The 21,360-nt window shown below is 67.5% G+C and carries 21 protein-coding genes; 10 read left to right on the top strand and 11 right to left on the bottom strand.

Annotation, left to right across the window (positions count from 1 at the left end; all coding sequences use genetic code 11):
- Positions 1 to 5: 5 nt before the first annotated feature.
- Both R9J51_RS08605 and R9J51_RS08600 read left to right on the top strand, forming a co-directional pair.
- Positions 6 to 1,190 (top strand): FAD-binding domain-containing protein, encoded by a 1,185-nt coding sequence (locus R9J51_RS08605; protein WP_179504214.1) that lies wholly within the window; start codon positions 6 to 8, stop codon positions 1,188 to 1,190.
- On the top strand, positions 1,187 to 2,506 hold the full coding sequence (locus R9J51_RS08600; protein WP_169473705.1) for an ABC1 kinase family protein: 1,320 nt from the start codon (positions 1,187 to 1,189) through the stop codon (positions 2,504 to 2,506). The genes R9J51_RS08605 and R9J51_RS08600 overlap by 4 nt, the downstream gene beginning before the upstream one ends.
- On the opposite strand, the gene R9J51_RS08595 is transcribed toward R9J51_RS08600, so the two are convergent.
- The 6 genes from R9J51_RS08595 to R9J51_RS08570 all read right to left on the bottom strand — a co-directional run bounded on the left by R9J51_RS08595 (position 2,493) and on the right by R9J51_RS08570 (position 7,838).
- Entirely contained in the window at positions 2,493 to 4,304 is a 1,812-nt protein-coding gene (locus R9J51_RS08595) for a methyl-accepting chemotaxis protein (RefSeq protein ID WP_179504213.1), read from the bottom strand. The genes R9J51_RS08600 and R9J51_RS08595 overlap by 14 nt on opposite strands.
- 113 nt (positions 4,305 to 4,417) lie before the next feature.
- Entirely contained in the window at positions 4,418 to 4,696 is a 279-nt protein-coding gene (locus R9J51_RS08590; protein ID WP_169473701.1) for a hypothetical protein, read from the bottom strand.
- Between the two features lie 22 nt (positions 4,697 to 4,718).
- Positions 4,719 to 5,033 carry a DUF2794 domain-containing protein gene (locus tag R9J51_RS08585; protein ID WP_169474885.1) on the bottom strand — a complete coding sequence of 105 codons (315 nt, stop codon included), beginning with the start codon at positions 5,031 to 5,033 and terminating at the stop codon, positions 4,719 to 4,721.
- Positions 5,034 to 5,092: 59 nt separating this feature from the next.
- A complete protein-coding gene (gene epsC / locus R9J51_RS08580) occupies positions 5,093 to 5,779 on the bottom strand; it encodes a serine O-acetyltransferase EpsC (protein WP_179506389.1) in 687 nt (228 codons plus the stop codon).
- Between the two features lie 31 nt (positions 5,780 to 5,810).
- Positions 5,811 to 6,422 carry an HdaA/DnaA family protein gene (locus R9J51_RS08575; RefSeq protein WP_179504212.1) on the bottom strand — a complete coding sequence of 204 codons (612 nt, stop codon included), beginning with the start codon at positions 6,420 to 6,422 and terminating at the stop codon, positions 5,811 to 5,813.
- Between the two features lie 120 nt (positions 6,423 to 6,542).
- Entirely contained in the window at positions 6,543 to 7,838 is a 1,296-nt protein-coding gene (locus R9J51_RS08570) for a heavy-metal-associated domain-containing protein (protein WP_248290234.1), read from the bottom strand.
- A gap of 84 nt (positions 7,839 to 7,922) precedes the next feature.
- Between R9J51_RS08570 and purM the strand changes: the two genes are divergently transcribed.
- The 4 genes from purM (at position 7,923) to cls (ending at position 12,732) form a co-directional block, all read left to right on the top strand.
- Positions 7,923 to 9,029, top strand: a complete 1,107-nt coding sequence (gene purM, locus R9J51_RS08565; protein WP_168554152.1) for a phosphoribosylformylglycinamidine cyclo-ligase — start codon at positions 7,923 to 7,925, stop codon at positions 9,027 to 9,029.
- A 137-nt stretch (positions 9,030 to 9,166) separates the two neighbouring features.
- Complete coding sequence (gene purN / locus R9J51_RS08560) at positions 9,167 to 10,105, top strand: phosphoribosylglycinamide formyltransferase (protein ID WP_179504211.1); 939 nt, start codon at positions 9,167 to 9,169, stop codon at positions 10,103 to 10,105.
- A 5-nt stretch (positions 10,106 to 10,110) separates the two neighbouring features.
- A complete protein-coding gene (locus tag R9J51_RS08555) occupies positions 10,111 to 11,265 on the top strand; it encodes an MFS transporter (protein ID WP_432787945.1) in 1,155 nt (384 codons plus the stop codon).
- Positions 11,266 to 11,298: 33 nt separating this feature from the next.
- Positions 11,299 to 12,732: a cardiolipin synthase gene (cls, locus tag R9J51_RS08550; protein WP_211184793.1), complete on the top strand. Its 1,434-nt coding sequence runs from the start codon at positions 11,299 to 11,301 to the stop codon at positions 12,730 to 12,732.
- A gap of 110 nt (positions 12,733 to 12,842) precedes the next feature.
- Here the strand turns inward: cls and ndk are convergent, their stop codons facing one another.
- The 4 genes from ndk to R9J51_RS08530 all read right to left on the bottom strand — a co-directional run bounded on the left by ndk (position 12,843) and on the right by R9J51_RS08530 (position 15,444).
- Complete coding sequence (ndk, locus tag R9J51_RS08545) at positions 12,843 to 13,265, bottom strand: nucleoside-diphosphate kinase (RefSeq protein ID WP_168554149.1); 423 nt, start codon at positions 13,263 to 13,265, stop codon at positions 12,843 to 12,845.
- Between the two features lie 84 nt (positions 13,266 to 13,349).
- Positions 13,350 to 13,781 (bottom strand): DNA polymerase III subunit chi, encoded by a 432-nt coding sequence (locus R9J51_RS08540; RefSeq protein ID WP_179504210.1) that lies wholly within the window; start codon positions 13,779 to 13,781, stop codon positions 13,350 to 13,352.
- 42 nt (positions 13,782 to 13,823) lie between these two features.
- Positions 13,824 to 13,982: a DUF2256 domain-containing protein gene (locus R9J51_RS08535; protein WP_179504209.1), complete on the bottom strand. Its 159-nt coding sequence runs from the start codon at positions 13,980 to 13,982 to the stop codon at positions 13,824 to 13,826.
- Positions 13,983 to 13,986: 4 nt separating this feature from the next.
- Positions 13,987 to 15,444 carry a leucyl aminopeptidase gene (locus R9J51_RS08530; RefSeq protein ID WP_169474882.1) on the bottom strand — a complete coding sequence of 486 codons (1,458 nt, stop codon included), beginning with the start codon at positions 15,442 to 15,444 and terminating at the stop codon, positions 13,987 to 13,989.
- Positions 15,445 to 15,654: 210 nt separating this feature from the next.
- Between R9J51_RS08530 and R9J51_RS08525 the strand changes: the two genes are divergently transcribed.
- The gene (locus tag R9J51_RS08525) at positions 15,655 to 17,895 is read left to right on the top strand and encodes an LPS-assembly protein LptD (protein ID WP_432787944.1); all 2,241 of its coding nucleotides are present in this window, start codon (positions 15,655 to 15,657) and stop codon (positions 17,893 to 17,895) included.
- A gap of 78 nt (positions 17,896 to 17,973) precedes the next feature.
- On the opposite strand, the gene R9J51_RS08520 is transcribed toward R9J51_RS08525, so the two are convergent.
- A complete protein-coding gene (locus tag R9J51_RS08520; RefSeq protein ID WP_168554145.1) occupies positions 17,974 to 18,648 on the bottom strand; it encodes a hypothetical protein in 675 nt (224 codons plus the stop codon).
- Positions 18,649 to 18,834: 186 nt separating this feature from the next.
- Here R9J51_RS08520 and ispH point away from each other — a divergent pair, with 186 nt between their 5' ends.
- Genes ispH through rnhA form a run of 3 tightly spaced genes read left to right on the top strand, consistent with a single transcriptional unit; the run spans position 18,835 to position 21,263 of the window.
- Complete coding sequence (gene ispH, locus R9J51_RS08515; RefSeq protein ID WP_168554144.1) at positions 18,835 to 19,824, top strand: 4-hydroxy-3-methylbut-2-enyl diphosphate reductase; 990 nt, start codon at positions 18,835 to 18,837, stop codon at positions 19,822 to 19,824.
- 12 nt (positions 19,825 to 19,836) lie between these two features.
- Positions 19,837 to 20,835, top strand: a complete 999-nt coding sequence (gene thrB / locus R9J51_RS08510; RefSeq protein ID WP_179504207.1) for a homoserine kinase — start codon at positions 19,837 to 19,839, stop codon at positions 20,833 to 20,835.
- Positions 20,832 to 21,263, top strand: a complete 432-nt coding sequence (rnhA, locus tag R9J51_RS08505; protein WP_168554142.1) for a ribonuclease HI — start codon at positions 20,832 to 20,834, stop codon at positions 21,261 to 21,263. Before thrB ends, rnhA begins: the two co-directional genes overlap by 4 nt.
- The last annotated feature ends 97 nt before the right edge of the window (positions 21,264 to 21,360 follow it).

The raw sequence follows: 21,360 nt of genomic DNA, 5'->3' as shown, positions 1-21,360 counted from the left end.
CGGGAATGGCCCCTGCCCCCACGTTTCCCTTCACCCGCGCCGATGCGCTTTTTCGCCTGGCGCAGTTCGTGCCGCTGGCGGGCGCCGCCTATGCCATGGGGCGCAATTTCGATTGCGGGCCGGGGCAACATGATCGCGTCTCGCGCCTGTCGGCGGCGCTGCGGCGGCGCACGATCAGCGAAGGCGAGGTGGTGCAGGCCGTCCTGGCCGAACACGGACCAGAGCCAGCGGCCAGTTTCATCAGCGAAGTGTTCTGGCGTACATACTGGAAAGGTTGGCTGGAGCAGCGCCCGGCGATCTGGACACGCTATCTGGCTGGGCGCGATGCGGCGCGCCAGGCGTTGCTGCGCGATCCCGATCTGGCCGGGCGGCATGGCGATGCCGTGGCGGGGCACACCGGGATCGACGCGTTCGACCACTGGATGGGCGAGTTGGGCGAGACGGGATACCTGCACAACTGGGCGCGGATGCAGGTGGCCTCGATCTGGATCTTCACGCTGGGCCTGCCTTGGGAACTGGGCGCCGCGCATATGCTGGATCGGCTGCGCGACGGCGATCCGGCGTCCAACACGCTATCGTGGCGCTGGGTGGCGGGGCTGCACACCGCGGGCAAGGCCTATCTGGCCGATGGCACGCGCATCGCTGCGATGACCGAAGGCCGCTTTGCCCCTCAAGGGCTTGCCACCCAGGCGACCATCCCGGTCGAAGCCGCCGCGCCTCCGGCCGCGCCCTGGCGCACGGTAACGCCGCCCGATCCAGCGGTGCCCGCGCTGGCCTGGATCACGCCCGAGGACGCCGGGCTGGAACAGGAAGCGACTTTCGCCGCCCTGCCGCTGCGCGGTGTCGTGGCCTGTCGCAGCCATGCGCTAAACGAAGCCGACCGCGCCGCCCTCGCCGATGGTCTGGCGCGCGCGGCAGATCGCTGGCAGGTTCCCGCGCAGTGGATCGACAGCCCGACCGACCTGGGCGAAGCGGCGCAAGCGGCCGGAACCCGCCAGATCGTTACCGGTTATATCCCGGCAGGCCCACTCGCCGATGCATTGCCCACGATCAGAGCCACTTTGCAGGCATCCGGCCTTAGGCTGGCCGAGCATCTGCGCCATTGGGACAAGACCGTCTGGCCGCATTGCCGGCGCGGTTTCTTTGCCCTGAAACAGGAGATTCCCGCGTTGTTGAAGCAACTGGCATGAGCGATAGCGCGGGACGCAAGGTGCCCAGCGGGCGGCTGGCCCGGCTGGCGGCCTTTGGCCAATTGGCAGGGGGCCTGGCCGGCGGCGTCGTGGCCGAGGGCGCGCGGCGCCTGGCGCGGGGCGAACGCCCGCAACTGGGCGACCTGGTGCTGACCCCGGCCAATGCCCTGCGCGTGACGGAGCAATTGTCCCGCCTGCGCGGCGCGGCGATGAAGCTGGGGCAGATGCTCTCGCTCGATGCCGGAGACATGCTGCCGGCTGAACTGACCGCGATCCTCGCGCGGCTGCGCGATTCGGCGCACCATATGCCACCCACCCAGCTGCAAAAGGTGTTGAACGCGGAATGGGGTGCCGATTGGCGCCGCCGCTTTGCCCATTTCGATCCGCGCCCGCTGGCCGCCGCCTCGATCGGCCAAGTGCACCGCGCCCGCCTGCCCGACGGGCGCGAACTGGCGATCAAGGTGCAATATCCTGGCGTTGCCGGCAGTATCGATGCCGATGTGGACAATGTCGCCACGCTGCTGCGCCTGTCCAACCTGCTGCCGGCCTCGCTCGACATCGCGCCTCTGCTGGCCGAGGCCAAGCACCAGTTGCACGAAGAGGCCGACTATGTGCGTGAGGCGGCACAGATGCGGCGCTACCGCGACCTGCTGGCCGATGATCCGCGCTTCGTCGTGCCCACGCCGGTGGAAGACCTGACCACCACCCGCGTGCTGGCGATGGATTTCGTGGCGGGGCGGCCGATCGACACGCTGGCCGATGCAGCCCAGGACCAGCGCGACGCCATGCTGGCGGCGCTGCTCGACCTGGTGCTACGCGAACTGTTCGTGTTCGGCTTCATGCAGACCGATCCCAACTTTGCCAACTATCGCTGGCAACCCGACAGCGGACGGCTGGTCCTGCTCGACTTTGGCGCCGCCCGCGCCGTTCCGCCCGAGACAGCCGCTGCCTATCGCGCAGTGCTGGCAGCCGGGCTGGCCGAAGACCCCACCGCCCTGCGCGCGGCGATTCTCGACGTGGGATTCGTTTCGCCCACCCTGCTGGAGCGGCACGGCACGCGCATCGATGCGATGATCGCAGTGTTGATGGAGCACCTTTCGCGGCCCGGCCCGCTGGATTTTTCAGACCGCCGCTTTGTGGAGCAGCTCCGCACGATCGGCCGCCCGATCGCGGAAGACCGCGCCGCCTGGCATGTGCCGCCGGTGCAGACGCTGCTGGTACAGCGCAAGGTCAGCGGGACCGCCCTGCTGGCCGTGCGCATGCGCGCGCATGTGCCGATTCGCGAACTGGCGGCAGAGGCGATCAGAACTCGTTGAAGCCTTCGTCGGAATGGGCCAGCGCCAGGTTGCCGCTATAAGCGGGGGTCGGTGCGGCACGCCGTGACGGCGCGCTGGCCGGGCGATAGGCGCTGGCGCGGTTTTCGATGCCGAACCGGTCGACCAGGTCGGTAAGTTGGCGCGCCTCGGTTGCCAGGCTCTTGGCCGCGGCAGTGGCTTGTTCCACCATGGCGGCGTTCTGTTGCGTGGTGCGATCCATTCCGCTCACCGCCACGTTGATCGTGCCCAGGCTTTCCGACTGGTTTTCCGATCCGTCGCGAATGCGTTCGACCAGTGCGGTAATCTGCGCGATGCGCTGGCCGATCGCGGTGAACGCCTCACCCGCCCGGCGCACCAGTTGCACCCCGCCCGAGACTTCACGGCCGGAGGATTCGATCAGGCTGCGAATCTGGCTGGCGGCATCGGAAGAACGCTGCGCCAGGGCGCGCACTTCGCTGGCCACCACGGCAAAGCCCTTGCCCGCTTCGCCAGCGCGCGCGGCTTCTACCCCGGCGTTGAGCGCAAGCAGGTTGGTCTGGAACGTGATCCCGTCGATCACGCTGATGATCTGGCTGATTTCGTCCGAAGCCTTTTCGATGTTGCCCATCGCGGCCACCGCCTCGCGGATGGTCTGCCCACCCTCGCCCGCTTCGCGCACGGCCGTGCTGACCACGCCGGCGGCCTCGGTGGCGCTGTTGGCGGTGTCCTTCACGGTCACGGTCACTTCGCCCAGCTTGACCGAGGCGGCGCTGAGATCGGCCGCCTGCGCTTCGGACCGGATCGACAGATCGTCGCTGGCCGCGTCGATCTCGCGCGCGCCGTTCTCGATCGCCGCGGCGGCGATGGAAACGGAGCTGATCGCATCGTGCAGCGCCTTGACCGCGCCGTTGAAATCGGTGCGCAGCTTGGCAAAGGCGGGGGAAACCTGGGGCATCGTGACGGTCAGGTCACCCTGCGCCAGGCGATCAAGCGCGCTGACCATGGCATTGACCAGTTCGCGCATCTCGTGATCGGCTTCCTCGCGCGCCTTGCTAGTTTCGCGCAGGTTCACCGCGGCGCGGGCCAATTGGCCGATGTCGTCGTGGCGATCGTCGAACGGCACGCTGGTGTTGTAGTGACCCTGGGTGATGCGGGCGATGGTGCTGGCCAGTTCGCCCAGCTCACCCGAGATCGAACCGCGCACCCGGCGCGCCAGCAGGAACGAGAATGCGCCGATCACCAGGCTGATCGCGCCGGTCACGGCCAGGGTCACCCAGGCCAGCATGGTCTGCTGCTGGGCCACGGCCTCGGCCTTGGCGATCACCGGATTGCGGATCTTCTCGATCGTGTCGTCCAGTTCGTCTCCCACCGCCTCGGCCCGCGTGAGCGTGGCGTGGTCCACCTGGCCATTGGCAAAGGCCTGGTTGACCAGGGCGATATAGGTTTCGAACTTCTGGCCCACCTGATCCACCACGGCGTCTTCGGAATCATCGAGTTCGGCCTTTGCAGCCGCCATCGAATCCTTCATGTCGCCAATATTACCGTCGACATCCTTGCGGCTGTCGGCCGTGTTGATCGCGGCATGGCGGAACACGTCGCGCGCGAGCGAGGTAAAGTCTTTCTCGAGCATCGCGGCGCGGACCGCCTGCTGGCTATAGATGTGGGCCTGGCGCTGCCGGTCCAGCGCGAACAACGAGCTGGTGATGATCGTGGCAAACACGACGACGGCGGAAATCACCGCGGCGCGCGCCTGGATGTTGAGCCGCGCATCGATCGACTTGTCTTCCAGCCTGCCCGCCAGCCCGCTTGCCCATGCCATGTATCGTACCCTTGTCCTTGCAACCTGGCGGGCCGATGCAATGCCTGCCTTTCACCAGGTGGCATAGCGTGCCCGCTGCAAGGCTTTGGTAAGCAGGGTATCCGGCGCTTTCCCTATCCGGGACAGGTTCCCGGCGTGGCCCCAGCCAGTTGCATGGTTGCCGTGCGGGCGTCTGCTTCGGCGCGCGAAAGGCGCCGCGCCGCGCCGGTCTGCCCGTCGATGAGCAAGGCGGCGTGGCATTCGTCGTCGGGCGCGGGCCCCCCGTCGCGCGACAGGGTGCGCAGCATGCTGTCGTGTCCATCGCGATAGAGCACGCGCAGCACCGGCTGTTCATGCTCGGCCCGCTGGCGCGCCACCGGAGCCTGCTGACAGGCTGCGAGCATAGTCAGCATCGGGGCCAGCCCCAGGACGGCGCTAGTCCTCCACCAGCTTGAGCAGGCGGCGCTCGAGCGGGGACAGCACGCCGGCCAGTTCGTGCCCGCGCTTGAGAACCTGGCCCGCTTCGCCATAGAGCGCCCACATGCCCTGGCGTCCGCGCAGGGCGGGACGCTTTTCGATGCGGGCGGTGGGCCGCTCGGCCGTGCGCCGAAAGGCGGAGAAACTGGCCGCTTCCTTGCCGAAATCCATCGCATAGTCGCGCCACAGCCCCGCCGCCACCATGCGGCCATAAAGATCGAGGATGCGCAGCAGTTCCAGCCGGTCGAACGCCACCTGGGCCGCCGCGCGCATGGCCGGCACCAGCGGCACCACATTCCCCGGCGCATCGCCCGGTCCGTTGACGGGCGCGCTCAGGGCGTCACCGTGCGCTGGGCCAGCAGCGCTGCCACTTGTGCCTTGAGCGCCGCCACTTCAGCCTCCAGCACGGCGATCCGCGCCGCATCGACGGCCGAAAGCGGCTCTGCAACCGGCTCCGCGCAGGGCGTGCCGTAAGGCAGGAAATCGCGCAGCCAATCGGCCATCGGCACGTCGGTGGGGCGCGATTTCCAGCCGACCATCGTGGTGCCCGGCGCCACGTCTTCGGTAACCACGGCATTGGCACCCACGCGCGCGCCGATGCCGACGGTGATCGGCCCCAGGATCTGCGCGCCAGACCCCACGATCACGCCATCGGCCAGGGTGGGATGCCGCTTGCCGGCAACGCCATTGGTCGGGTTCGTGCCGCCCAGGGTAACGCATTGGTAGATCGTGACATCGTCACCGATCTGCGCGGTTTCCCCGATCACGGAAAAGCCATGGTCGATGAACAGCCGCCGGCCGATCGTGGCGCCGGGATGGATGTCGATCCCGGTCAGAAAGCGCGAGACGTGATTGACCAGCCGCGCCAGGAAAAACATCCGCCCTTCAAACAGCCAGTGCGCCACGCGGTGCAGCGCCACGGCCCAAAGACCGGGGTAGAGCAGGATTTCCCAGCGCGAACGCGGCGCCGGATCGCGGGCGCGGATGGAATCGAGATAGGCGATCAGGCCGGAAAGCATCATGCCACGTTCCTCATCGCGCCACCATCGGTCAATCCTCAACCTTGTCCGGGCCCTGCACCTGGGCCAGGGCATCACGCACCAGCGCGGTGGTGACCGGTGCCTTGCGCTCCAGGCTGAGGCGGTCGATGGTTTCGACCACGGTCTGCGCGGCGGCATGGCTGCGCTCGATCCGGGGCAGCAGGAACGCCAACGCCGCATCGCCCAGCGCCAGGCCGCGCCGTGCCGCATGCTCTTCAAGCAGTTGGACCAGCAGCTCTTCATCGGGCGGCGAAATGGTGAGGGCCATCGACCCGCCCAGGCGCGAAGCCAGATCGGGCAGTTTGACCCGCCATTGGCCCGGCCCGGCATCGTTGACCAGCAGCAGCGGCCGGCCGCTGGCCTGGGCGCGGTTCCAGGCATGGAACACATCGTCTTCGGGCAGGCGATCGGCGCCATCGAGCGCATCGCCCAGCCCGGAACTTTCGAACCAGCGGGCCAGCAGGCTTTTGCCCGAGCGCGCCGGGCCGGAAAGGATGCAGCTGCGATAAGGCCAGTCATGGGCCGCAACCAGGCCATCGATCACCGGCTGCAACGAGGGGCCAACCACGATGTTTTCGGCCCCGTGGACAGGGGAAAGAGGAAGGGCAATCTGGCTTGTCATGGGTGGCATATAGGAACACGGGAACGTGAAGGGAACGGCAAGACCACCGCGATCCTGCGCTTTGGGGGCCGAATCTGGGGGCTACCCTGTGGATCGCGGGATCTTGGCGGGGATAAACGCCTATTTGCGGATCGATAGCGCGTTGGCGCCCTGGGTGACTTTCCACCCTTGCGCGCGCAGGCCGGCGGCCAAACCTTCCAGATCGCCGGCAAACGTGACGCGCAGGACCGACGTGCCGCCGATCGCCACGCTGGTGGTCGCCGCGCCCTGCACGCCGGCCACGCCGCGCACGGCGGCAAGCCCGGCATCGAGTGCGGCGCCATCGGCCGTCGCCACCTGCACGGTGAACGTGGCAGGCGCCCCGGCGCCTGGCGCCGCTGCGGGAGCGCCGGGCACGGGCACGCCGGCCACCGGCGCGGCGCCGGGCGTGGCCTGGCGCACCGGGCCCAGCGAATCGAGAATCTGGTTGATCAGCTTGGGATCGAGCTGGGGCGCCATGTTGAGCGAAGGATCGGGCGCCAGTGCCCCTTGCTGCAGGGCCTGGGTGTAAAGCGCGTCCAGGCGATGCACGGCATCGGCCAGCATCTGCGGCAACTGGTCGTCGCTGGGCGCGGTCAATTCGAACTGGCCGATGAAGCGGTTGTCGGGCCCATGGCGCGCGGTGAACGTGCCATGGATCGGCCCGCCGGGAAATTCCCGCGTCAGCCGCGCGATCGGCATGATCACGTCGGCCGCGCCGAATTCATCCAGCACCAGGCGCCACCAGTTGCGGCTGCGGCGGGTGAGTTGGCCTTCGGTCAGCAGCAGCGAATCGGCGCCGCCACCGTTAGGGCGCACATAGTCGATCGCGCTTTCGCCGGTGTGGAATTCGGCCCAGGCGCGCTGCCAGGGCGTGCGCGTTTCATAGACCGAGGCGACACCGCCTTCGTAAAGCACGGGAATGATCAGCAGCGGGGCCGACCGCGCAACCTGGCCATGCATGCCAAGATATCCACCGGTGCGGGCGCGGTCGAACGTGACGCCCAGCCGCGCGATATAGCGGTGCGGGCCGATCTGCTCCTGCTCCACCACCACAGCGGCAACCATGCCGTCCAGCGTCGCGGGATCGAGCGCGGGCGCCTCTCCGCCACCCAGGCCATTGGTTTTCCAAAGTTTCTGCCAGGCCAGCTTTTCGGCCTCCTGCCATCCCTTGGCGCGGGCATCGGCGGCGGAGGCGCCCTGCACGTTCACCTCGATCCCGCTCACTTCGAAATCGCCGGTGCTGGCAATGGGCGCGATGCCGCGATCGCCCGCGATCTGCGCCACGATCTGCGGCCCGACCAGAACGGCGAGGGCGGCCGTCGCGGCACCGGCGGCGCCCAGCGTCAACCATGAGCGAGACAGGCGGGGCGGGAAAGACAGGCGCAGAACGGCCAAGGGAACTCCGGACAAAGGGTGCCGGGCGCTTTTGCCCAAAGGCAAGTGGAAATCCAAGTCGGAAACGGCTAGGCGCCGATCATCATGGCCAACGACACTTCCAAGCCCCAGAGCTATTCCTACGAACAGGCAGGCGTCAACATCGCCGCCGGCAACGCCTTGGTAAAGGCCATCGGCCCGCTTGCCAAAGCCACCGCACGCCCCGGCGCCGACGCTGAACTGGGCGGATTCGGCGGCTTTTTCGATCTCAAGGCGGCGGGATACAAAGACCCGCTGCTGGTGGCCGGCAACGATGGCGTGGGCACCAAGGTCAAGCTGGCGATCGATCATGACCGCCACGATGCGATCGGCATCGATCTTGTCGCCATGTGCGTCAACGACCTGATCGTGCAGGGCGCCGAACCGCTGTTCTTCCTGGATTATTTCGCCACCGGCCGGTTGGACAACGGCGTGGCAGAGCGAGTCGTGGCCGGCATTGCCGATGGTTGCAAGCTGGCTGGCTGTGCACTGATCGGCGGCGAAACCGCTGAAATGCCGGGCATGTATGCCGATGGCGACTATGACCTCGCTGGTTTCTGCGTGGGCGCGGTGGAACGCGGCGAGCAACTGACCGGCGACAAGGTGGCGGCCGGCAACGTGCTGCTCGGCCTCGCCTCGTCGGGCGTGCATTCCAACGGCTATTCGCTGGTGCGGCGCCTGGCCGCCGACAAGGGCTGGAAGCTCGATCGTCCCGCCCTGTTCGACAACGAACGCCTGCTGATCGACGTGCTGATCGAGCCGACGCGCATCTACGTCAAGACGCTGCTGCCGTTCATCCGTTCGGGCCGGATCAACGCCCTGGCCCACATCACCGGCGGCGGGTTGCTGGAAAACGTGCCCCGCGTGCTGCCCAAGGGCCTGCATGCGCGGATCGATGCCGATGCCTGGGAACAGCCGCGCCTGATGGCATTCCTGCAGGCGCAGGGCCATATCGAGCCGGGCGAAATGGCGCGCACCTTCAACTGCGGCATCGGCATGGTGCTGGCGGTGGAAGCGGGTGAAGCGGAAAGCCTGGCCGCCGATCTGGCCGCGGCGGGCGAAACCGTGTTTACCATCGGCACGGTGGTGGAAGGGGACAAGGGCTGCACCGTGTTCGGCAGCGCCGAAGCCTGGTCTGCCCGCGAGCCGTGGGAAGCGGTGCATATCGGTTGAGGTGAATGTTGCGCAGGGGGCTTCGACAAGCTCAGCCCGAACGGGGTGGATAAGGCGGGGCTATTCCCCCAACTTCCGTTCGCCCTGAGCCTGTCGAAGGGCCAAGTTCCCACATATCGGCCTAAGGATTGAACAAAGTGGCCAAGGCAAAGGTAGCGGTCTTCATTTCGGGCAGCGGCACCAACATGGCCGCCCTGCTTTATGCCAGCCGCGCCGCAGACTGCCCTTACGAGATCGCGCTGGCGCTTTCCAACGATCCGGCAGCCAAGGGACTGGCCCTGGCCGCGGCCGAAGGCGTGCCCACCTTTGCCCTGCCGCACAAGGGCGTGCCCCGTGCCGAGCACGACGCGCTGATGGAAGCGCAAGTCGTGGCGGCGGGCGCGCGCTATATCGCGTTGGCCGGCTACATGCGCATCCTTTCGCCCGCATTCGTGGCGCGGTGGGAAGGGCGCATGCTCAATATCCACCCCTCGCTGCTGCCGCTCTACAAGGGGCTGCACACCCACGAACGCGCGATTGCCGCCGGGGACAGCCACGGTGGCTGCACCGTGCACCTGGTCACCCCCGAGCTGGACGATGGGCCGATCCTGGGGCAGACGCGCGTGGCGATCCTGCCGGGCGACACGCCCGAGACGCTGGCCGCGCGCGTGCTGTTTGCCGAACACCAGCTCTATTCGCGCTGCCTGGAACAGCTCGTCAGCCGCGAAACCAGCGCCGACTGGCTGACCCGGCAAGTGCGCGAGCGGGCCATGGCCTTGCCCGAGGCCGACGAAGTTTCGAGCCATGGCATGGCCTGCTTTGGCGTGATCAAGGGCAAGAAGTTCGCCTATGTCAGCGGCAACCATCATGGCGATGGGCGCGTGGCCCTGCTGGTGAAGATCAGCGGCGTGGAAGAACAGGCGCAACTGATCGAGAACGACCCCGCGCGGTTTTATCGCCCCGCCTATTTCGGCGATGGCTGGATCGCCATCCGGCTCGATCAAGGCGACGTGGACTGGGACGACATCGCCGCCTGGCTGCAGCGCAGCTGGGCCGCGGTCGCGCCGCGCCGCCTCGCCGCGATGCTGGAGTTCTAAGCACCGTGGCCGCCGATCCGATGCGCCGCGTCTATCTGCACGTGGGACTGCAATCGTTTGTTGAATCGAGCGGCGGGCTGTTCATCGCCGGCTTCCTGGTGGCGCAGGGCTTTTCCCATGGCATGGCGCTGGCCGCCTTTGCCGGCACGCTGCTCGCGCGCTTTGCCCTGCGTGGGCTGGTCCTGCCGCTCGCCTGGCGCGCGGGTTTGCGCACCGTGGTGTTGATCGGCGTGCTGGTGCGGGCGGCGAGCTTCCTGCTGCTACCTTTCGTGCCGGGCGCCGGGCCCGTGCCCGCGGCAGGAATGCTGGCCTTGTTCATCGTGGTCACCGGGCTGGGCAGCGTGCTCTATTGGACCGGCTGGCACAGCTTTGTTTCCGCGCTCGCCGATGGTGCGCGGGGTGGGCGGCAGGTTTCGATCCAGCAGGCCACTACTGCGGTGGTGGGCATCGTTGCACCGCTGGTGGGCGGGCTGCTGATCGCCCGCGCCGGCCCGTTGATCGGCTTTGGCGCGATCGCGCTGGTGCAACTGGCGGCCGTGCTGCCGTTGATCGGCGCGCCCAATCCGGGTGTAGCGCGCGAGGCCACGCTGGACCGGCCGCTGACGGTCTTTGCCCGGCGGCTCTATCTGTCCGAAGGGTTTCATGCCGGCTGCGCCACGGTGATCTGGAACCTGGCGCTGTTTGTTACCCTGGGTGAGCACTTCGACGCTTTTGGCGGGGCGATAGCCGTGGCCGGCGTGGCCGCGGCGGCAGGCAGCCTGCTGATCGGCCACCTGATCGATGGCGGGCGGCCGCTGCATTCGCTGGCGCTGGCCTATGGCGCAGCGATCCTGGCGCTTGCGGCCAAGGCCCTGGCCTTTGCCACGCCGCTCGCCGCCGTGGGCGCGACGGCGTTGGGCGCATTGGTCACCCCGATGGCGGCCACCGCCATGCTTGCCCCGCTCTATGCCATGGCGCGCGCATCCTCGTGCACGCTGCGCTTCAACATGGCCACCGAAGGCGGGTGGGACCTGGGCTGCTCGCTCGCCTGCCTGATCGCGGCCGGCCTGCTCGAAGCGGGCGCCGGCTTTCGAGTGCCGATCCTGCTCGGCCTCCTGGCCGTGGCGGCGATCTGGCGCATGCTGGCATTGTGGTATGGCCGCCAAGGACTTGCGGCCTAGACAAACCGGCGCGGGGGTGGGACGAAGCCCGCCGTGACCATTTACCACTGGATCTTCCTGGCCTTGGCCACCCTGGCCGAGGCGGCCACGCTCTTGCGGGTGGTGCTGCGGCCGCACCGCGATCCGGCCTCGCGCCTGGCCTGGCTGGTGGTGGTCATGGTGCTGCCCGGCCTGGGCATTCCCGCCTATATCCTGTGGGGCGATACCCGCCTGATCCGCCGCCGAAGGCTGCATGGCCTGGCCGTGGAAGCCGCCCTGCCGCGCCCGCCGGCCGATCCGGCCGGGCCGGCCACCGTTGCGGCCACCCCGTGGCAACCATCCTTTGCCTTGGCCGCGGCGGTCAACGGGCTTTCCGCCACCACCGGCAACAGCGCCACGCTGGCGGCCGACAATCGCGCCGCGATTGCCGGGATGATCGCCGATATCGATGCCGCACAGGCCAGCGTGCACGTGTGCTTCTATATCTGGCTGGACGATGACAGCGGCGCCGCCCTGGCACAGGCGCTGATCCGCGCCGGCCAGCGCGGCGTGGCGGTGCGCGTGCTGGCCGATGCCCTGGGTTCGCGACGCTTCCTGCGCTCGGCCCATTGGCAAGCCATGCGCAGCGCGGGTGTGGACGCGCGCGAGGCACTGCCAGTGGGCAACCTCGCCTGGACCCTGATCCGTGGGCGGGTGGACTTGCGCAACCACCGCAAGGCGCTGATCGTGGACAACGCCATCGCCTGGTGCGGCAGCCAGAACGCCGCCGATCCCGAATTTCGCATCAAGCCGCGCTTTGCCCCCTGGGTTGACGTGATGACCCGCTGGGAAGGCCCGATCGCGCGGCAGTGGCAGTTCCTGTTTGCCGCAGACTGGATGGCCGAAGGAGGCGACGATCTGTCGGCCCTGCTCGCAGCCCCCCTGCCCCCTGGCACGGACGGGATCGTGGCCCAGGCCATCGGCACGGGGCCGACCGTGGCCTATGGCGCGATGAACGCCTGCTTTGCCGCGCTGATCCATGCCGCGCGGCGCAGCCTGACGATCACCACGCCCTATTTCGTGCCGGGCGAACAAGTGCTGTCTGCCCTGGTCAGCGCCGGCCGGCGCGGCGTGGCCGTGACGCTGATCGTGCCGCGCCGCAATGATAGCCGCTTCGTGGCCGCGGCCAGCCGCAGTTCCTACCCCTCGTTGCTGGAGGCGGGCGTCGCGATCTTTGAGTTCGAGCCCGGCCTGCTCCACGCCAAGACCATGGTGGCCGATGACAGTGCCGGCATCATTGGCTCGGCCAACCTGGACCGGCGCAGTTTCGAGCTGAATTTCGAAAACAACATCCTGTTCGCCGACGCCGACCTCGCCCGCGCCCTGGCCGCGCAGCAACGCGAATGGCTGGCGCAGAGCAGAGCGATCACCCCGGACATGGCGGCGCGCACGCCGCTGGTCAAACGGCTGTGGCGCAACCTGCTGGCGATGATGAGCCCGCTGCTGTGACAACAAAAAACCTCCCGACCCAACGGCGGGAGGTTTTTTGCTTGGGGTCTTGCCCCCTCCACCACCGCGGCGCGGCGGCCCCCCTCTTTGCGAGGGGGAGGATCGGCTGGTTAGCCGACGATTTCTTCGGGCTTGAAGAAGAACGCGATTTCGATCGCGGCGTTTTCTTCCGAGTCCGAGCCGTGGACGGTGTTGGCTTCGATCGATTCGGCCAGTTCCTTGCGGATCGTGCCGGCATCGGCATTGGCCGGGTTGGTGGCGCCCATGATGTCGCGGTTGCGCTTCACGGCGTCTTCGCCTTCCAGGACCTGGACGACCACGGGGCCGCTGGTCATGAACGAGACCAGGTCACCGAAGAACGGGCGTTCGCGGTGCACGCCATAGAAGCCTTCGGCCTGTTCCTGGGTCATCTGGATGCGCTTGGACGCGACGACGCGCAGGCCGGCTTCTTCCAGCATCTTGGTGACCGCGCCGGTCAGGTTGCGGCGGGTGGCATCGGGCTTGATGATCGAAAAGGTGCGGGTAACCGCCATGGTTGCATTCCTTGCAAAGGTGGGCGTTGCTTTGGGCGCGCCCCTAGCCGGAATGGGCTGCATCCGCAAGGCGCGGGGCAAAACTTACGGTCCTTCGCGCCACTTGCCGCCATCCTGGCGCCAATACTTGCGCTCTACCCCCTCGCGCGTGCCCAGCAGGCGCCAGGTGGCGCGCGCTTCGTCGATGCGATCAGGCGGGAACAGCAGGAACACGCGCGCCGCTTCGCTCTCGCGCCAGCCGCCATCGGCCAGCGCCACGAACTGCGCGCCATTGGCCGGCTCAACCTCCGTGGAGAGCAGGATCGGCTGGCGCGCATCGTGCGCGCCCCCGGCGCGGCCATTGGCCAGGAACGTATCGGGCAGACGCGTCCACAACGCCTCGCCGATGCGGTCGAGTTGCGCATCGTCTTCCGAAACCACGAGCAGCCGCTCCCCCGCGCCCAGCGTGTTGCGCGCGATCAGCGGCACGACCAGTTCGGCCGGATCGCGGGACAACTGGTAGAAATCGACGCGCATGGTTTTTCCTTTTTGCGCATGGCGTTGCGGGTTATTGGCGGCCTAGACCGCCCCCGCCCCGCCCTTTGCGCGCCGGCAGCGGTCGGAACAATACTTCACATTGTCCCAGTCCCGCTCCCATTTCTTGCGCCAGGTGAACGGCAGGCCGCATGCGGCGCAGGTCTTGCTTGGCAGGTCAGACTTGCGCCGCATCCTGGGCATGGGTTCAGGCTTCCAGCACGTCGCGCACGTAGCGGTCGAGCAGGCGCACGCCAAAGCCGGTGGCGCCCTTGTCGTGCGTGGCGCCGGCCTTGTCGATCCACACCGTGCCGGCGATGTCGAGGTGCGCCCAGGCCACGCCCTTGTCGATGAAGCGCGCGAGGAACTGCGCCGCCGTGATCGACCCGCCATAACGCGGCCCAACGTTCTTCATGTCGGCAATCGGGCTGTCGATCAGCTTGTCATAGGCCGGGCCGATCGGCATGCGCCACAGCGTGTCGCCACAGGCCTTGCCCGCGGCATCGAGCTGGCTTGCCAGCAGATCGTCGTTGGCAAACATCCCGGCGTGCTCGTGACCCAGCGAAATGATGATCGCGCCGGTCAGGGTGGCCAGGTCCACGATCGTGGCCGGCTGGTATTCCTTCTGCACCCAGGTCAGCGCATCGCACAGCACGAGGCGGCCTTCGGCGTCGGTGTTGATCACTTCGATCGTCTGGCCGTTCATGCTCGTGACCACGTCACCGGGGCGCTGGGCATTGCCGTCGGGCATGTTTTCCACCAGGCCGCACACGCCGATCACGTCGGCTTCTGCCTTGCGCCGTGCCAGGGTGAGCATGGTGCCGGCAACGGCGGCTGCCCCGCCCATGTCCCACTTCATGTCTTCCATCCCGGCGGCGGGCTTGATGCTGATCCCGCCGGTGTCAAAGCACACGCCTTTGCCGACAAACGCGGTGGGACGGGCACCGGCCTTGCCCTTCCAGCGCATGGCGAGCAGGCGCGGCGTCTTGACCGAGCCCTGCGCCACGCCCAGCAGCGCGCCCATGCCCAGCTCGGCCATCTGCTTTTCATCGAGCACGACGATTTCCACGCCGGTGCCGGCCAGGCGCTCCTGGCAGCGGGCGACGAAGCTTTCGGGATAGATCACGTTGGCCGGCTCGGTGACCAGCTCGCGGGTGAATTCCACCCCTTCGGCCACGGCGCTTTCGATGTCCCACACGCTTTCCGTGCCTTCCGGCGCGGACAGGGCCACGATCGTCTTGAGCGAGGGCTTCTGCTCGTCCTTCAGACGGGTGCGATAGACCAGGTACTGCCACGAGCGCAGCCGCGCGGCGAGCAGCACGGCGGCCGCGTCCTGGGCCGAAAGGCCGCTGTCGGCAAAGTCGATCGCCAGCGCTTCCTCACCCGACGTGAGGTACTTGGCGACGAGCGCTCCGGCTGCCCGCTCGAGCGCGGCGCGGCGGCCTGCGGCCGACAGGTCACCCGCCCCGGCAAAGGCCAGGCGTGACAGGCCGGCCTGGCCGGCGACGAAAGCTTCGAACGTCTGGCCAGGCTTGCCGGCAAAGCGCGCGGCGGCGGCGGCCTCTGCCACCAGGGCGGGCGTGCCTTCGGGCAGCGGCCCCTCGCCCACGATCCGCCCCACCAGGCGCGGCAGATCGGTTCGGCTGGGGGCAAATACGATGTTCATCATCAAACTCCTGTCCGAAAGCGGCAACAGGTTGCCCGCAAGGGAAACCCGGCTGCAATTGTGGGTTTGCAGTTAAGACCGACCAATGCGATAGGCAACCGCATGTCCCCCGCTAAGCCGCTTTCCGCCCCCTTCCTTGCTCGAAATCGGCGCCATTTTTCCCGTTGCCTGCCGCTTGGCAGCGCCCGCAGTGCCTTGCTGGCCGGGGCCATGGGGCTTGGCGCAAGCGTTTGGGCTTTGCCGGCGCAGGCGCAAGATGCCCCTGCGGGCACGCCGCCAGCCGCCGCGCCTGACGCCGGTACCGGCACGGGAACATCGGCCGATACCGCCCAAAGCGATGAAGTGCGGTTCGAGGCAGACAAGCTGCAATATGCCAGCGATCCCGACGTGGTGACCGCGACCGGCAATGTCGTGCTGCGGCGCGACGAGCAGACCGTACGCGCCGACGCCGTGACATGGAACCGCAAGACCGGCAAGATCGAGGCGCAGGGCAATATTCGCGCCGTCGATGAAGGCGGCAACGTGCTTTACACCGACAAGGTGGAGCTGACCGACGAGTTGAAAGCCGGCGCCATGCAGGACCTGCTGGTGGTGCTGCGCGAAGGCGGGCGCCTGGCCGCACGCGAGGGCACGCGCGACGGCAATGGCAACCTCACCTTGCACGACGCTGCGTTTTCGGGCTGCGCGGTGGAAAACGAGGAAGGCTGCCCCAAGAAGCCAAGCTGGGAAGTCACCGCCGTCAAGGTGACGTGGAACGAGAAGACCAAGAAGGTGCGCTATTCCGGCGCGACCCTGCGTGTCTTCGGCATTCCGCTGCTGCCCCTGCCGGGCCTTGCGCATACCAGCGATTTTCGCGCCGAAACCGGCCTGCTGATCCCCGATATCCGCTCCACCGCCGCCAACGGGGTGGAATTTGCCGACACGTTCTATTGGCGCATCGCCGATAACAAGGACCTGTCGGTGACCGGCCATGTCTATACCGGCGCCTTGCCGATGCTGTCGGGCACCTATCGCCAGTTGACCGGGATCGGGGCGTTCCAGATCACCGGCTATCTCACGCGGTCCTCGGCCATTCCGGTCTATTCTGCGATCGATGCCGGTTCGGGCGTGGGCACCAGCCAATGGCGCGGCTACCTGGAAGCCAATGGCAAGCTGCAGTTCGACGAGAACTGGAGCCTGACCGCGTATGGCCGCTATGCCAGCGACCGCACGTTCCTGCGCCGCTATGACATCAGCCGCGATGACCGGCTGCGTTCCTCGATCAACCTTGAGCGCATTGGCGACGACAGCTATTTCAGCCTGGCCGGCTGGGCGGTGCAGACGCTGCGCGTGGGCGACGAGCAGGGCCAGGTGCCGATCGCGCTGCCCGCGCTCGACTGGCGCTATCGCATCGCCACGCCGGGCATCGGCGGCCATCTGGAACTGGAAGCCAATACCCTGGCGATCAGCCGGTCCGCGGGCCAGGATACCCAGCGCGCCTTTGCCCGCGCGCAGTGGGACCTGCGCACGATCACCCGCATGGGCCAGGAAGTGACGTTTACCGCGCTGGTGCGCGGCGATGTCTATCACAGCGATGCCAATGCCCTGACCACGGTGGACCTTTACCGCGGCGTGGCCGGGTGGCAGGCGCGCGGCATCGCGACGGCCGCGATCGACGTGAAATGGCCGTTGGTGGGCGCCCTGTTCGGCGGCAGCCAGGTGCTGACCCCGCGCGTGCAACTGGTGGCCACGCCCCACGTGCGCAACACCTCGATCCCCAACGAGGATTCGCGCGCGGCAGACCTTGACGAATCCAACCTGTTCTCGCTCAACCGGTTCAACGGCTATGACCGCTATGAAGACGGCGTGCGCGTGACCTATGGCTTTGACTGGCAGCTGACCCGGCCGGGCTGGCGCATTTCATCGACCGTTGGGCAAAGCTATCGCCTGTCGGAAGAGCAGAGCCTGCTGCCGCCGGGCACCGGCCTGTCGGATCGCCTGTCCGATATCGTCGGCCGCACCGACCTGCGCATCAAGGACATCATCCAGTTCACGCATCGCTATCGCCTGGACAAGGACAACTTCGTCCTGCGCCGCAACGAGATCGACGCGACGATCGGCGATCATCGCACCTATGCCGAAATCGGCTATCTGCGGCTGAACCGGAACATTCCGATCACGTTCGAGGATCTGCGCGATCGCGAAGAACTGCGCGCTGCCGCGCGCGTGGGCTTTGCCCATTACTTCTCGGTCTTCGCCTCGGGCGTGGTCAACCTCACCACCAAGGCCGACGATCCGACTTATGGATCGGACGGGTTCCAGATGCTGCGCCACCGCGTGGGCGTTGCCTATACCGACGATTGCTTCGACCTGTCAGTGACGTGGAAGCGCGATTACGTGACGACGGGTGACGCCACGGCCGGCAACTCGTTCCTGTTCAGCGTTTCGTTGCGCGGGCTGGGTTCGCGCTGAGGTTGCGGCGCCAGGTTGCACCGCCCCCACCCCTCCTCCGAAGAGGAGGGGACTTTTATGCCAGCACCAGCAAACGCCTCAACGGCGCGCGTTGTATTCCAGCTGGGCGGCGCTGAGCTGGAAGCCGATGAGATGCTCGAAAGTGGCCGAAGCGATAGCCTTCTTCACTTCGGGCAGCGAGAGCGGATCGACGGCGGCATCGGCCTCGCCCGCGCGGCGCTTGCGCGACAGGCGGCGACGCACGTCGTCGGGCAGGCTGGCAGCGGCGCGATCGACACTGGCGGCGGCCTTGGCGTGGCCCGTGGCGCGGTCCTGGCCATCGGCAAAGTCCAGGGCCACGGTGCCCAGGCGCTTGGCCACCACGGCCGTGCCGCCGCGCATCACCACCGAGAAATAGGGCAGTTCGACATGGCGGGCGCCGCGCGTGTCGGTGCGGCGGGCGAGGACGTCGAACGTGGCCTCGCTGTTCACCGGATCGGTGCCTTCCGCGCAGGTGGAACGCAAGTTGGTGATCGAGGCGACCAGGTCGATACCTTGCGAATCGGTGCGGCCGGGCGCGCTGAACAGCGTGACGTCGCCCGTCATTTCCGGGATTTCCACCAGCGGGCAGGCCGTGCGCAGCGCCGTCACGCCGACGCCATCTTCCACCACCAGTTCGCCCTTGTTCTTGGCGCAGCCGGCCAGGGCAGCTGCCAGCACAGTGGTGCCGATCACGGCCTTGGCAAGCGAGAGACGGCGGCTCTTGGCGATCATCAGGGCAACTTCCTTAGGCGCGAACACGGGCGGCAGGGGACGCCGCCCGATCGAATACAGCGCTCTCCTCTACCCAGCCCATGCCGCTTGGGCAATGGCGCTGCCCGGACGGCCTTCATGTTTTACGGGATGTTTTAAACGCAGGCTTGTTTTACGAGAGCGTCTGGCGCTGCTAAGGGCATGGCCATGAACTCCACCTTTCCGGAATCCGCCACCAGCACCCCGCAGCCCGATACGGGCCTGCCGCCGCTGCATCTCCTGATCGCTGCACCGCGCGGCTTCTGCGCCGGGGTGGACCGTGCGATCGAGATCGTGGAACGCGCGATCGACCGCTATGGCGCGCCGGTCTATGTTCGCCACGAAATCGTGCACAACCGCTTCGTGGTCGACAGCCTCAAGGCCAAGGGCGCGGTGTTCGTGGAGGAACTGGACGAAGTGCCCGATGGCAAGCCGGTGGTATTTTCCGCCCATGGCGTGCCCAAGGTGGTGCCCGTGGCCGCGACCGAGCGCGGCCTGGACTGGCTGGATGCCACCTGCCCGCTGGTGAGCAAGGTGCATCGCCAGGCCGAACGCAAGGTGGAAGCGGGGCGGCACATCCTGTTCGTGGGCCATCGCGGCCATCCCGAAGTGATCGGCACCATGGGCCAGGTGCCCGAAGGCGCCATGACCCTGGTGGAAACGGTGGACGACGTGGCCAAGCTGGACATCCCCGCCGACAAGCCGCTGGCGTTCCTGACGCAGACCACCCTTTCGGTGGACGACACCGCCGAGATCGTCGCCGCGCTCAAGGCCCGGTTTCCCAGCATCGTGGGCCCGCGCGCCGAAGACATCTGCTATGCCACGTCCAATCGCCAGGCCGCGGTCAAGGCGATCGCGCCGCGCTGCCAGCTGGTGCTGGTGATCGGCGCGCCCAACAGTTCCAATTCGCTGCGCCTGGTCGAAGTGGCGGAGCGCGAAGGCGCCAACGCCCGGCTGATCCAGCGCGCGAGCGAGATCGATCCAGCCTGGCTGGAGGGGGTGGAAACCCTCGGGCTGACGGCGGGCGCCTCTGCCCCCGAAGTCTTGGTGCGCGAAGTGGTCGCCCGGCTGGGCGAATGGCGTCAGGTGGCCGAAGAGCCGATCACCACGGCTGAAGAGCACATGGTGTTCAAGCTGCCCCGCCAACTGATCGGCTGAAAGACCTGACCCATGGCTGTCTATACCCACCTCGGCGCGGAGGACATGGCCGCGCTGCTCGCGCCCTATCACCTGGGTGACCTGGTTTCCGCCAAGGGCATTGCCGAAGGCGTCTCGAACAGCAACTGGCTGATCGAGACGGCCGACACGGCCACGCCCGGGGCCACCACGCGCTACATCCTCACGATGTATGAATTCCGCATCGAGATTGCCGACCTGCCCTATTTCCTCGGCCTGCTCGATCATCTGGCGGCCAAGGGTTGCCCCGTGCCGCGCTCGATCCATGATGGCGCAGGCAATCTCTACCGCGTGGTCGAAACGCCGCGGGGGGATCGCGCGCTGGCGCTGATCGAATTCCTGCCCGGTGTTTCGCTGGGTGAGCCGACCGCCGGCCAGGCCCGCGCGGTGGGCGCGGCGCTGGCCAGCCTGCACGATGCCGCCGCCGATTATCCCGCCACCCGCGCCAATGGCATGGGGCTGGCCGAATGGCAGCGCCTGGCCGATGCCTGCGGGCCCGAAGGGTTGGCCAGCATCGATCCGGCGCTGGCGCAGACGGTGGCCAATCATCTGCCGCGCCTGGCCGCGCAATGGCCCACCGGCCTGCCCAGCGGCGTGATCCACGCCGATCTGTTTCCCGACAACGTGCTGATGCAGGGCGAAACGGTCACCGGGCTGATCGACTTCTACTTCGCCTGCAACGACGTGATCGCCTATGATCTGGCGGTGACGCATGCGGCGTGGTGCTTTGACGCGAGCGGCGAGACATTCCGCCCCGATCTTTCAGCGGCGCTGCTCGATGGCTATGCCAGCGTGCGGACGCTGTCCGCCCAGGAACGGGCGGCCCTGCCGCTCCTGGCGCAAGGGGCGGCCATGCGCTTTGCCATGAGCCGCGCCTATGACTGGCTCAACACGCCGGCCGATGCCCTGGTGACGCGCAAGGATCCCATGGCCTTTGCCCGACGGCTGCACTTCTATGCCGATCCGGCCAATTCGGGCGTGTTTGCAGCATGAAGCACGTGGCGATCTTCACCGACGGCGCCTGCAAGGGCAATCCCGGCAAGGGTGGCTGGGGCGCCTTGCTGCGCATGGGCGAGCACGAGAAGGAACTGGTCGGTTCCGAGCGCGAGACGACCAACAACCGCATGGAAATGATGGCCGCGATCCGCGCGCTGGAAGCGCTGACGCAGCCCTGCCAGGTGACGTTGCACACCGACAGCAAGTATGTGCTGGACGGCATCACCAAGTGGATCTTCGGCTGGCAGAAGCGCGGCTGGAAAACCGCCGACAACAAGCCGGTCAAGAACGAAGACCTGTGGCGCGCGCTGGTCGCGGCGGCACGCCCGCACAAGATCGAGTGGGTCTGGGTCAAGGGGCACGATGGCCATCCCGAAAACGAGCGGGTGGACAAGCTGGCAAGCGACGCCGCCCGCGCGGCGTGACGCAAACCGGCGGCTGATCCGTTTCGGGACACCAACGGCGCTGCGGCCAGACAGCGGCGTGCTTTGGCGCGGCGCGGCATCATGGTAAACACCTGGT

Source organism: Novosphingobium rhizosphaerae (genome assembly GCF_050920675.1).
Lineage (GTDB): Bacteria > Pseudomonadota > Alphaproteobacteria > Sphingomonadales > Sphingomonadaceae > Novosphingobium > Novosphingobium rhizosphaerae.
This window is presented reverse-complemented; position numbering and strand designations above follow the sequence as displayed.